The following is a 12,119-nucleotide window of genomic DNA, read 5'->3' as shown; positions in this document are numbered from 1 at the left end:
AATGCCCGTCCAGATGGCGCTGACGAGGGCCATCCCCAGTATTTGGACATCCCATGCAGACTCAATCCCACGCGGGCCCGGGCACCCTGTTCGCCCTGACCTGGCCACTGTTCATCGATCTCGCCCTGCACTTCCTGACCGGGGCCCTCAACACCTTCATGGTGGGCCACGTCTCCTATCAGGGGGTGGCGGCACTGGCGGTCGGCAACCAGGTGTTCGATCTCGCCATCACCCTGTTCAGCTTCGTCAGCATAGGCACCAGCGTGGTGATCACCCAGTATCTGGGGGCAGGGGATAGGGAGAAGGCACGCGTGGTCATCCACACCGCCATCGGCTTCAACCTGCTGGTGGGGCTGGTGGCCGCTGTCGGGGCCATGGCTGGTGCCAGCACCATGCTGGCGCTGATGAACCTGCCCGCTCACCTGATGGGGGATGCCACCCTTTACCTGCAGATCATCGGGCTGTGCCTGTTGCCGGAGGCGGCGGCGCTCTGCCTGGCCGCCACCCTGCGCGCCCATGGTCACACCCGTCAGGCCATGTACGTGACCCTGATCGTCAACCTCATCACCTTCGTCGGCAACCTGCTGCTGCTCTATGGCTGGTTCGGCCTGCCTCAGCTCGGGGTCGCCGGGGTCGCCATCAGCACAGTGGTGGGGCGCATCGTCGGCGTGGTGCTGCTGGTGTGGCTGGTGGCGCGCAAGACCGGCATACGGCTGCGGCTGCCGGAGATCCTTCGGCCAAGCAAGGTCATGCTGGACAAGGTGCTGCACATAGGCCTGCCGGCGGCGGGGGAGAACCTCTCCTGGATGCTGCAGTTCATGGTGGTGACCGCCTTCGTCGGCCTGCTCGGCGACAAGGCGCTGGCGACCCAGTCCTACTTCTTCCAGATCTGCCTGTTCATCCTGCTGTTCGGCCTCTCCATCGGCCTTGGCAACGAGATCATCATCGGCCACCTGGCGGGGGCCCGTCGCTTCGAGCAGGCCTATCGCCAACTCATCAAGAGCCTCAAGCTCGGCCTCATCGTCACCAGCCTGATTGCCATAGCCGCGGCCCTGAACGGACGCGCCATCATCAGCCTGTTCACCGACGATGCAGACATCATCACCCAGGTGGCGCAGCTCTTCCTCATCAGCCTCATCCTCGAACCCGGCCGCACCTTCAACCTGGTGGTGATCAACGCCCTGCGTGCCACCGGGGATGCCCGTTTCCCGCTCTACATGGCGCTCGTCTCCATGTGGGGCATTGCCGTTCCCCTGGCCTATTTCCTTGGTATCATGCAGGGCTATGGCCTGGTAGGCATCTGGTTGGCGCTGGCCTGCGACGAGTGGGTTCGCGGTCTGGCCATGTTCTGGCGCTGGCGCAGTCGTCGCTGGCAAAACAAAATTCTTGTCGAAACATAAGCGGAATCACAATGAAGAAAATCGGACTCTTGTTGGCGGCCATCCTGCTCAGCCCGCTCGCCATGGCACAAACCGCCCCGGCGGCCCCCAAGGCGCAAGCCCCCCAGACCTGGTACGTGGCCCCCATCGTCATCGACCAGACCAGCGAGGCGCAGAAGGCCCTGACCAAGGACTTCATGGCCCAGATGATCAAGACCATCAAGATCAACGAGTACCAGACCGGCAAGGCGGTGGGCAAGCACAAGGATCCCAAGTGGCTGATCCGCACCAAGCTGGTGCCCGCAAGCACCGAACCCCTGGTGGGCAAGAAACACCCCCAGGGCCTGACCTACGGCAAGGGCATCCCCACCCAGGAGATAGTCGGCGAGCTCATCATGAACGGCACCCTGGTGGCCCATGTTGGCCAGGGCTGGCGTGAGCCCATAGTGCCGGGCACCCCGGTGGCCGAGAAGATCACCATAGCCAACTACCAGTACGCCATCGGCAACGAGGCCAAGTCCCCGGATCTGGAAGAGCTGGCGGCCCAGATAGGCTTCGAAGTGGGCAAGGTGATAGCCCGCGGCGGTCAGCCCCTGCCCGAGAAGAAAAAGAAAAAAGAGTAAAGACGGCACTGCTTTTGAAGAAGGGGCCCGGCGCCCCTTCTTGCTGCCCGCCTGGCGCACGCCTGCCATCATCAAAAGGTCACAACTGTGAACAGGATCCCAGTTCCCTCCTCTCTGTCCTCCCCATAAATCACTTATCTGCTTGTGATTCAATCAGTTAAAAATCATCCGCCAGATGCAGCAAATCCGTTGCCCCAAATTGGATCGGGATCACATTTATCTCCCGGGGGAAGGGGTAGTTTGAAGGTCAAGGCACAATCAAACGACACCAAGGAGGCTTCATTACATGTTCCCTGAGTACAGAGATCTCATCTCGAAACTGAAGAGCAGTGATGTCCATTTCCAAAAGAAGTTTGACTTGCACAACGACCTGGATGCGGAGATCAGGAAGCTGGAAAAACATCACGCCAGCGATTACAGCTCCGAGGTGAAGGATCTGAAAAAACAAAAACTTAAACTGAAAGAGGAGATATACGACATCCTCAAACAACATCCACACTAGACGCCTCGACGAATTGCCCGGATAAGCAACTTATCCCCCAGCCCGGCTTAAAGCCGGGCTTTTTATTGGTCGCTTGCGGCCAACACCATATGCTGGTACTGAAGCGCAAAAAGTATCTGGATGGCTGTATTGATAAATACGTACGATAGGAAAAACCCGTCAACGTAGAGGTATGTTCGCTCCTGTTCAGGATTTTCTAAAACATTTTTTCATGACTTGCTTTCACCACCCAATCGTACACTGGCTGTAGTTCTGAAATTTTACTTTTGATATTCTCTTCAACATCCCCCTCAATGCTTAAAATAGTCCATATTGTTAGGTGTGGGGAAATATCTTTTATCAATTTTCTACCATCTGACTCTAGTGTGACAAGTTGATTTCTTTTTCTACCACGAAAACCTTTATTTTCATCAAGACAAGTCAATGCTTCTTCTAAAATCTCCATCCATATTTCTTTATTAAGATCTGACAGTGAGTATTCACGACCACCAATAAATTTCTCTTTAATGCTTAGCCTCGAGGGGCCTTGCCATGCATCGCGTGAAAAAATAAGTTCTAAACTTTTTGGATTAGCGATTTTTGATTTCAATATTTCTATGTTTGGATTGTTCAAAATAAATGAAGAAATTAACCACTTCCCTGTCTTTTCACTTCCCTCTAGGTTGACGCCAAGCCTTATTTCACTTTTCTCCGTATTTACTGAAATATTCCACTGCACCCCTCTGTTCCCATCACTCATACCAAAGAGTGGTTTGTTCAACTGTCCAAAAGGCCGGCCTTTTACATTGAGACATTCGGTAAATATCTGAAGTAATTCTGCATACGCTGAATCAATACGTTTAAAAGAATGCTGTCGTGGCTTTCTCTTATAATTTAACTTTTTTGATGTTTTGTTGGCAACTATTAGTTCAGTGTTTAGTTTTTTTATTTCTTTTTGATTATCAAGAATGGATATTATTGCGGCATTTGCATCATCAGCATTTATATTAAAAAACTCTCGTCCTTTTTGACGTAGCGGAGCCAATTTCGAGTGGACTAGAGACTCTAGTTTTCTGCAGTTATCTACGGCTATGTAATGAGCCACTGACCAAATAAAATCACCTGTTGAACTGTTATTTATCTCATTACATCTGTCATGTGGTGTTCTTGTTGTCATGCCAATTTTGCATACAGGGAGGTCTATGTCTTTCACCTCCAGTATATAAACGTAGCCTCTATTATCGGTTGCAGACTCTTCCATTACCCCTCCTTTATTTATTTGTCATGTAAAAAATCAATGCAATACCTTTCGGTCTTGATGGATTAAACTCCATATATCCTGCACTACCTCACATTTTATATCAACGACTTTGCTATACCATTTAAACTGTTTGCCACCGCTGCAGCCAAAACAATTTATTTATAAAAACAACTGTTATAGTTACTATGCTGTTAACTAAAAATGCTGAACCCCTGTAACTCTTAGTTATTAATTAGACCGTCACGCACTCTGTGAAAACATACTGCTAATATATACCTAAATTCCCTCCAACTACACATACCACCATGAAGTTAATAACGTTCTACTCGTGCCCTAACCCTGCAGTGGTATTGATAGATATAACCTCACTCCTGATCTCCCGATAAAGAGAAGCGGCCCAATTGGCCCGCTTCTCTTTATCGATTCACCCCATACTCACACCGGCGGATGGAACTGACTGGCCTCGCGGGTGGCCATCTCCTCGTAGGTGGCCCATCTCTGCCAGACCACCTGCTGCGCCACCTGCATCAGCCGTTCTGCCTCCTGTGGATGGCTCTGGGCCAGTACCCGGTAGCGGTTCTCCTCCGCCCTGTACTCGGCGAGGGGAATAGAGGGACGCAGGCTGTCGAGGCTGAAGGGGTTCTGCCCCAAACTGCGCAATACAGGGTTGTAGCGCATCAGTGGCCAATGGCCCGAATCCACCGCCCGCTTCTGTTGGGCCAACCCCTGCTCCATGTCGATGCCGTGGGCGATGCAGTGGCTGTAGGCGATGATAAGCGACGGGCCTGGGTAGGCTTCGGCTTCCCGCAAGGCCTGCAGCGTTTGCTGCGGATTGGCACCAAAGGCGATGCGGGCCACATAGACGTTGCCGTAGGAGATGGCCTGCAAGGCCACATCCTTCTTGGCCAGCGTCTTGCCTCCCGCCGCGAACTTGGCGACGGCACCGAGCGGCGTCGATTTCGACATCTGGCCGCCGGTGTTGGAGTAGACCTCGGTATCCATCACCAGCACGTTCACATCGCGCCCGGAGGCGAGCACGTGATCGAGCCCCGCCGAGCCTATGTCATAGGCCCAGCCGTCGCCGCCGACGATCCAGACCGAGCGGCGCACCAGCTGATCAATCAAGGAGAGCAGCTCGCGGGCCTTGCCGGATTTCACCTCTTCCAGCCGCTCCCGCATCTGCGCGACCCGATTGCGTTGCGCTCGGATCTCCGACTCCAGCCGCTGCGGGGCGTTGATAAGCGACTCGACCAGCGCCTCCCCCAGCTCCCCCTTCATCGCCTTGAGGGCGGCCACCGCCTGACCATGATGCTGATCGGCGGTGAGACGAAAACCAAAGCCGAACTCGGCGTTGTCCTCGAACAGGGAGTTGGACCAGGCAGGCCCCTTCCCTTCCGAGTTCTTGGCCCACGGCGTGGTCGGCAGGTTGCCGCCGTAGATGGAGGAGCAGCCGGTGGCGTTGGCCACCAGCATGCGATCGCCAAACAGCTGGGTCAGCAGCTTGAGGTAAGGGGTCTCGCCACAACCGGCGCAAGCGCCGGAGAACTCGAACAGGGGTTCCAGGAATTGGGCACCGCGCACCGTGGAGAAATCCACCCGCTCGCGGGCAGGCCAGGGCAGGCTCTCGAACCAGCGCAGCGCCTGTTTCTGGCCAGCGAGGTGCGGCGCCTTGTCCATCATGGTGATGGCACGGTCGCCTTCATGACTTTCTCCTTCTGCACTCTCGCCTTGATGGCTTGCATCAGCCCCGGCCCGCACCGGACAAGCCTGCACGCACTGGCCGCAGCCGGTGCAATCTTCCGGATAGTGTTGCAGGGTGTAGCGGCTGTCGGGGAAACCCCTGGCGGTGACGGGCACCGACTGGGCAGCCTCGGGGGCATTTGCCAGCCAGTCCTGATGGTAGAACTTGGCTCGCAGCGCCGCGTGGGGGCAGACAAAGACGCAGTTGCCGCACTGGATGCAGATATCGGAGTGCCAGATAGGGATCTCGCGGGCGATATCCCGCTTCTCGAAGCGGCTGGTGGCTGTGGGGTAAGTGCCGTCCACCGGCAACATGGAGACGGGAATGAGATCGCCGCGCCCTGCCAGCATCTCGCCTGTGACCCGCTGGACGAACTCGCTGCCACCCGGTGCCAGTGGCAGCGGATAGTCGCTGATCTGCTCATCACCGGCCGGGATCGCCACCTTGCAGAGGTGAGCCAGGGTATCGTCCACCGCCGCGAAGTTGCGCTCGACCACTTCGGACCCCTTGCGGGCATAGCTCTTCTCTATGCTCTCCTTGATCAGCGCAATCGCCTCGTCCCGCGGCAAGACCCCGGCCAGGGCGAAGAAGCAGGTCTGCATTATGGTGTTGATGCGATTACCCATGCCGTTCTGCTCGGCCACCCGATCCCCGTCGATGCAGTAGAGCTGGATATTGAGGGCGCGGATGCGGGCACGCAGCCGCTCGGGCAGCCGGCCCCACACCTTGTCAGCCTCATAGGGGGCATTGAACAGCAGGGTCGCCCCTTCTGCAGCGTGCTCCAGCAGGTCCACTGATTCGACAAAGCCCCACTGGTGGCAGCCGATAAAGCTCGCCTGCTCGATAAGCCAGGGCGCGTCTATGGGCTCGGGGCCAAAACGCAGGTGGGAGACGGTGCGCGAGCCCGACTTCTTGGAGTCGTAGACGAAGTAGCCCTGGGCGTGGAAGCCCTCCAGCTCGCCGATGATCTTGATGCTGTTCTTGTTGGCGCCGACCGTACCATCGGCACCCAGGCCAAAGAAGAGTGCCCGCACCCGGCTAGGAGGCTCCAGATCGCCGATGGGGTGCCAGGCCAGACTGAGGCCCGAGACGTCATCGACAATCCCCACGGTAAAGCGCGGACGCGGTGCATCGGATGCCAGCTCCTCGAATACCGCCGCGCACATGGCGGGGGTGAACTCTTTGGAAGAGAGGCCATAGCGACCGCCACTGAGCCAGGGCAGCCGCTTGAGAAGGCCACGCTGCAAGCCGTCAATCAGGGCGCTCTGTACATCCAGCAGCAGCGGCTCGCCGCCCGCGCCCGGCTCCTTGGTGCGATCCAGCACGGCGATGCGACGCACACTCCTGGGCAGGGCATCGAGCAGCGCCTGCACCGGGAAGGGACGATAGAGGCGAATGACCAGGACCCCGGTCTTGCGATCCTGCCGGTTGAGCCAATCCACGGTAGTGCGGGCGGTGGCCGCCCCCGATCCCATCAGCACTATGACGTCGGTGGCATCGGTTGCGCCGTGGTACTCCACCAGCCGGTAGTGGCGGCCGGTGAGGGATCCCAGCTTGTCCATGCACTGCTGCACCCGGGCCGGCACCGCCTCGTAGAAGGGGTTGACGCTCTCGCGGGACTGGAAGTAGGTATCGGGGTTCTGGGCCGTGCCGCGCATCACGGGGTGATCCGGGTTGAGCGCCCGGGCCCTGTGGGCCCGCACCCAGTCGTTGTCGATGAGGGCGCGGATCTCGTCCCTATGCAGGGCCGTGATCTTGTTCACCTCGTGGGAGGTGCGAAAGCCGTCGAAGAAGTGGATAAAGGGCACCCGACACTGCAGGGTGACGCTGTGGGCAACCAAGGCCAAGTCCTGCGCCTCCTGCACAGAGCCGGAGGCGAGCATGGCAAAGCCGGTGCTGCGCGCCGCCATCACGTCCTGATGGTCGCCAAAGATCGAGAGCCCCTGCGCCGCCAAGGAGCGGGCCGCCACATGGAACACCGCCGCGGTCAATTCACCGGCGATCTTGTACATGTTGGGCAGCATCAACATCAGCCCCTGACTGGCGGTGAAGGTGGTGGCGAGCGCCCCCGCCTGCAGGGCGCCGTGTACCGTACCGGCCGCCCCCCCTTCACTCTGCATCTCCACCACTGTGGGGATGTTGCCCCAGAGGTTGGTCTGCTTCTCATCCGCCCAGGCATCGGCCAGTTCGGCCATGGTCGAGCTCGGGGTGATGGGATAGATGGCACACACTTCACTCAGCTGGTACGCCACCCGGGCCGCGGCTTCGTTGCCATCGACCATGATCAGTTCATGTTTCATTGGGACTCCTCCGGTTGGCGCAGCTCGATGGCGTGACAAGGGCATTGATCGTGACAGGCACCGCAGCCGGTGCAGCGCTCGGCATCCACCTGATAGCCCTTGCCCGACCCCAGCTTGGCGATGGCCTGCTCGGGGCAGCTGCCATAGCAGCCGTCGCACTCGAAGCAGTTGCCGCAGGAGTAGCAGCGCGCCGCCTCGTAGCGGGCGGCAACCTCATCCAGCCCGCCGATGATCTCGCCAAAGTCGTCCCGCGCCCACGCCGGTTTGACCGGCTGACTGCTGGCGGGCGCGTGGGTCTGGAACCAGAGTTGCAACTGCTCGGGCCCCACCAATGGATAGGAGAGCGGTTTGTGGTAGTGGCGACCGCGCAACCAGGCATCCATATGGCGCGCCGCCTTCTTGCCGTGGCCGGTGGCTATGGTGACGGTGCGCTCGGAGGGCACCATGTCGCCGCCCGCAAACAGACCCGGCACATCCGTCATCAGGTTGCCCGCCACCTGCACCACGCCCTCCTGGTTGACCCGCACGCCGGGAATACTCTCCAGCACCGAGAGGTCTACCTCCTGACCCAGCGCCAGGATCAGGGAGTCCGCTTCGAGGGTTTCAAACTTACCGGTGGGCACCGGCTTGCCCCCGGCATCCAGCGCCATCACCTCCACTTCGATGCTGGTGTTGTCGAGCTGGCGGATGCTGCGCAGCCAGTTGATCTTGATCCCCTCCTCCTCGGCCTCGTCGGCTTCGAAGGCGTGGGCCGGCATATGATCCCGGTCGCGGCGGTAGATGATCATCGCCTCCTCGACCCCGAGGCGGCGGGCTGTACGGGCCGCATCCATGGCGGTGTTGCCGCCGCCGTAGATAGCCACCCGCCGCCCCAGTTTGGGTGGCGGCAAGCCCTGCTCTTCGGCCAGACTGGCCTGCTCGAGGAAGCTCACCGCATCGAGGATCTTGCCCGCCTCCCGGGCCGGAATATCGACCCGCTTGGCCAGATGGGCACCTATGGCCATGAAGACGGCATCAAAGCCCCCCTCGTCGCGCGCCTTGAGCACGTCTTCCACCTTGTGGTTGAGGGTGAGGGTCACACCAGCGGCCAGGATGCGGGCCACCTCCCGATCCAGCACGTCGCGGGGCAAGCGGTAAGCGGGAATACCAAAGCGCAGCATGCCGCCCGCCAGTGGCCCCGCTTCGCGGATCTCCACCTGATGGCCGAGCCGGTTGAGGTGCCAGGCGCAGGAGAGGCCGGAGGGGCCAGCGCCAATCACCAGCACCTTCTTGCCACTGGCAGGGGCAGGCGGTGCAGGCAGCCAGCCATGGACCAGTGCCTCGTCGCCGAGGAAACGTTCGATGGCGTGGATGTAGACGGATTCATCCACCTGACCGCGGTTGCAGGCGCTCTCGCAGGGGTGATAACAGACCCGGCCATGGACCGCAGGCAGCGGGTTATCTTCGATGAGGGTTTGCCAGGCCGCCTCGAAGCGGCCCGCTTCGGCCAAGGCAAGCCAGGCCTGGATGTTCTCGCCAGCCGGACAGGCATGGTTGCAAGGTGGCAGGGCCGGTTGCCAGACGGGCAGCCGGGTGCGGACCGGGCCTGTTCCCGTTTTCTGGGAGAGATCCGGCTGTGGGGTCATATCCAGTTGTTTGCTCATACATTGCTTTCTTCTTGTTGGGTAACAGGCCCGCTCCGATGGCGCTTGATACCGTGTAGCCTGGGCAGACGGTGGCCGGAGAGGGAAGAAGCGAAAGCGTCAGAAACTGGAAGCTGGCTCGATGATGGGCCGTTTTTTGTACGACATGGTGGATCAGGATCAATAAATGTTGCGCTTTATGGGGCATCGTCCCCACAACCGGATCTCCGTCACACCACGTACGCCTTCGGGCCTGCAACCCTGTCGCGATCCCCCACCGTTGGGGTGGGGGAAAAGGAGAGGATTGCCGCACGGGGCAGGAATCGTTATCTTGCCCTCTTCACTGGAATCGTCACAGCACAAGGACCCGGACATGCCCAGCCTCGCCAGCATACATCTCTACCCCATCAAATCGACGGCGGGCATGCCGCTGACCCGCGCCCTGGTGACCCAGGAGGGGCTACTGGGGGATCGCCGCTACATGGTGGTCAAGCCGGATGGCAGCTTCATCACAGCCCGCACCCATCCCCAGCTGCAACTGGTGACGGCCACCCCGGTGGAGGGCGGCCTGCAACTGCGTTACCCGGGGCTGGCACAGCTCAGGCTGCAGGAGGTCGACTTCAGCCGCGCCCCCCAGGCCACCGGCGTCTGGGGTGACAGCTTCCATGCCCTGCACACCCAGTCCCAGGCCGATGAGTGGCTGAGCCGGGTGGCGGGGGAGCCGGTTCGCCTGCTCTGGCTCGGCGAAACCTCTGACCGCTTTCGGGAGAAGACCGGCACCCGGGTCAGCTTTGCCGACGGTTATCCCCTGCTGCTGATAAGCCAGAGTTCGCTGGATGATCTCAACCTGAGATCCGATGCCCTGCACCAGATGAGCCAGTTTCGCACCAATCTGGTGGCAAGCGGCACCCGCCCCTTCGAGGAGGATGGCTGGAAGCGGATCCGCATCGGCGAGGTGGAGTTTCTGGTGGCCAAGCCGTGCAGCCGCTGCATCATGACCACGGTGGAGGCGGGCACGGATCGCTTCAACGCGCTGAAAGAGCCGCTCGCCACCCTCACCCGCTACCGCCGTGGCGAGGATGGAGAGGTCTATTTCGGCCAGAATCTGGTGGCGCTGAACGAGGGCTGGATTGAGGCAGGGAGCGAAATCGAGGTGCTGGAAACCGTCCGCCCCCCCGTCTACCCCAATGCGGCGCCGAAGAAGCGGGAGCTGGTCTGCGTCGCCCGCGAGCCGCTGGCGCGGGATCTGGAGACCTTCTGGTTCGAGGCCGCCGACGGCGAGCCGCTGCCCGACTATCTGCCGGGCCAGCACCTGCCCATCAGCCTCGACATCAAGGGGGAACGGCAACAGCGCCGCTACACTCTGAGCTCCACCCCGGAGAGACCAGAGCGCTACGGCATCAGCGTCAAGAAGCTGGCCGATGGCCGTATCTCCCCCTGGCTTCACCATGATCTGCGCGTGGGCGATCACCTGCTGGCCGCCCCCCCGGCCGGCGAGTTTCACTTGGGATTTGAGCGCAAGCTGCTGCTGCTCTCGGCGGGCTCAGGCGTCACCCCCATGCTGTCCATTGCCCGCACCCTGGCGCTGCGCGGGGAGCTGGGAAATGTTCACTTTATGCACCTGTGCCGCAGCGAGGCCGACATTCCGGCCGCCGCCGAGCTGCACGCCATGAGTCAGGCTGGCATGCAACTGACCCTGATCCTGAGTCAGCCTGACGACCACTGGCAGGGCATGGGCGGTCGCCTTGGCAAGGGGCACCTCGAGCAGGTCAGGGATCTGCTGGCGCGGGAGATCTTCCTGTGCGGCCCCCACGGCTTCATGAGCGAGGCGGTCAGGCTGCTGCAGAAGCAGGGGGTCGTCGCCGAGCGCATCCGCCAGGAGAGCTTTGGCGGGGCCATCCTCTCGGTGGCCCGTCCCCACAAGGCGGTGCAACTGCGCATCGGCGAACAGACCTTCGCTGGCAACAATCAGGGCACTGTGCTGGATCAGGCCCACAAGCAGGGGGTGGAGCTGCCCTGGAGCTGCCGCGCCGGCATCTGCGGCAGTTGCAAGCAGACTCTGCTAGAAGGGGAGGTAGACCATCCAGATGCTCCGGCCATCACAGCCGCCGAGCGGGCTGCGGGCAAGATCCTCACCTGCTGTGCCGTGCCCCTCTCCGATCTGGTGATCAAATAAGAGGATGGCGCCGCCATAGATTGCCGCCATCACCACCACAAAGCAAAACGGCTGCCCTGAGGCAGCCGTTTTCTTATCCCATCCGGCAATCAGCCACGCAGGGCGGCGATGCGCTGTTCGATGGGCGGGTGGCTCATGAACAGCTCGCTCATGGAGCGCTTGCCGTTGATGCCGAAGGCCATCATGGTGCCTTCCATCTGCGGCTCGGCACCGCGGGCAAGGCGCTGCAGGGCGGCTATCATCTTGTCGCGACCGGCCAGCTTGGCGGCACCGGCGTCGGCGCGGAACTCACGCTGACGGCTGAACCACATGACGATCATGGAGGCGAGCACGCCGAACAACATTTCCAGCACGAAGACGGTGATCATGTAGGCAAAACCACCGGAGCTGCTGCTCTCCTCGTCGTTGTTGGAGCTGAAGAAGTTGCTGATGACACCGGCCACGATACGGGCGAAGAACATCACGAAGGTGTTCACCACCCCCTGGATCAGGGTCAGGGTCACCATGTCGCCGTTGGCCACGTGGCCAACGGCGAC

At 60.3% G+C, this 12,119-nt stretch carries 8 protein-coding genes; 4 read left to right on the top strand and 4 right to left on the bottom strand.

From position 1 onward, the window contains the following. Positions 1-53: 53 nt before the first annotated feature. The 3 genes from BN1127_RS16900 to BN1127_RS16890 all read left to right on the top strand — a co-directional run bounded on the left by BN1127_RS16900 (position 54) and on the right by BN1127_RS16890 (position 2,504). Positions 54-1,400 (top strand): MATE family efflux transporter, encoded by a 1,347-nt coding sequence (locus BN1127_RS16900; protein ID WP_042650207.1) that lies wholly within the window; start codon positions 54-56, stop codon positions 1,398-1,400. 11 nt (positions 1,401-1,411) lie between these two features. Then, positions 1,412-2,002 (top strand): hypothetical protein, encoded by a 591-nt coding sequence (locus BN1127_RS16895; protein WP_042650206.1) that lies wholly within the window; start codon positions 1,412-1,414, stop codon positions 2,000-2,002. Positions 2,003-2,288: 286 nt separating this feature from the next. After that, on the top strand, positions 2,289-2,504 hold the full coding sequence (locus BN1127_RS16890) for an HP1242/YdcH family protein (RefSeq protein ID WP_005313020.1): 216 nt from the start codon (positions 2,289-2,291) through the stop codon (positions 2,502-2,504). A 196-nt stretch (positions 2,505-2,700) separates the two neighbouring features. On the opposite strand, the gene BN1127_RS21795 is transcribed toward BN1127_RS16890, so the two are convergent. From BN1127_RS21795 to BN1127_RS16880, 3 genes are all read right to left on the bottom strand, one after another. Further along, positions 2,701-3,744, bottom strand: coding sequence for a GIY-YIG nuclease family protein (locus BN1127_RS21795; RefSeq protein ID WP_082030145.1), 1,044 nt, complete (start codon positions 3,742-3,744; stop codon positions 2,701-2,703). Positions 3,745-4,179: 435 nt separating this feature from the next. Beyond that, the gene (gene nifJ / locus BN1127_RS16885) at positions 4,180-7,785 is read right to left on the bottom strand and encodes a pyruvate:ferredoxin (flavodoxin) oxidoreductase (RefSeq protein ID WP_042650205.1); all 3,606 of its coding nucleotides are present in this window, start codon (positions 7,783-7,785) and stop codon (positions 4,180-4,182) included. Beyond that, the gene (locus BN1127_RS16880) at positions 7,782-9,428 is read right to left on the bottom strand and encodes an NAD(P)-binding protein (RefSeq protein WP_042650204.1); all 1,647 of its coding nucleotides are present in this window, start codon (positions 9,426-9,428) and stop codon (positions 7,782-7,784) included. The genes nifJ and BN1127_RS16880 overlap by 4 nt, the downstream gene beginning before the upstream one ends. A 352-nt stretch (positions 9,429-9,780) precedes the next feature. Between BN1127_RS16880 and BN1127_RS16875 the strand changes: the two genes are divergently transcribed. Then, positions 9,781-11,583, top strand: coding sequence for an MOSC N-terminal beta barrel domain-containing protein (locus BN1127_RS16875; protein WP_042650203.1), 1,803 nt, complete (start codon positions 9,781-9,783; stop codon positions 11,581-11,583). Positions 11,584-11,672: 89 nt separating this feature from the next. On the opposite strand, the gene BN1127_RS22910 is transcribed toward BN1127_RS16875, so the two are convergent. Continuing rightward, a partial coding sequence (locus BN1127_RS22910; RefSeq protein ID WP_042650202.1) for a M48 family metalloprotease occupies positions 11,673-12,119 on the bottom strand: 447 nt, incomplete at its 5' end.

Source organism: Aeromonas media (assembly GCF_000819985.1).
Lineage (GTDB): Bacteria > Pseudomonadota > Gammaproteobacteria > Enterobacterales > Aeromonadaceae > Aeromonas > Aeromonas media.
The sequence above is the reverse complement of the archived record's forward strand: the minus strand, read 5'-3'. Positions and strand labels throughout refer to the sequence as shown.

Excerpts from the sequence above, each read along its gene's own strand:
- BN1127_RS16900 (WP_042650207.1), top strand. The coding sequence starts at position 54 with ATGCAGACTCAATCCCACGCGGGCCCGGGCACCCTGTTCGCCCTGACC.
- BN1127_RS16895 (WP_042650206.1), top strand. The coding sequence starts at position 1,412 with ATGAAGAAAATCGGACTCTTGTTGGCGGCCATCCTGCTCAGCCCGCTC.
- BN1127_RS16890 (WP_005313020.1), top strand. The coding sequence starts at position 2,289 with ATGTTCCCTGAGTACAGAGATCTCATCTCGAAACTGAAGAGCAGTGAT.
- BN1127_RS21795 (WP_082030145.1), bottom strand. The coding sequence starts at position 3,744 with ATGGAAGAGTCTGCAACCGATAATAGAGGCTACGTTTATATACTGGAG.
- nifJ (WP_042650205.1), bottom strand. The coding sequence starts at position 7,785 with ATGAAACATGAACTGATCATGGTCGATGGCAACGAAGCCGCGGCCCGG.
- BN1127_RS16880 (WP_042650204.1), bottom strand. The coding sequence starts at position 9,428 with ATGAGCAAACAACTGGATATGACCCCACAGCCGGATCTCTCCCAGAAA.
- BN1127_RS16875 (WP_042650203.1), top strand. The coding sequence starts at position 9,781 with ATGCCCAGCCTCGCCAGCATACATCTCTACCCCATCAAATCGACGGCG.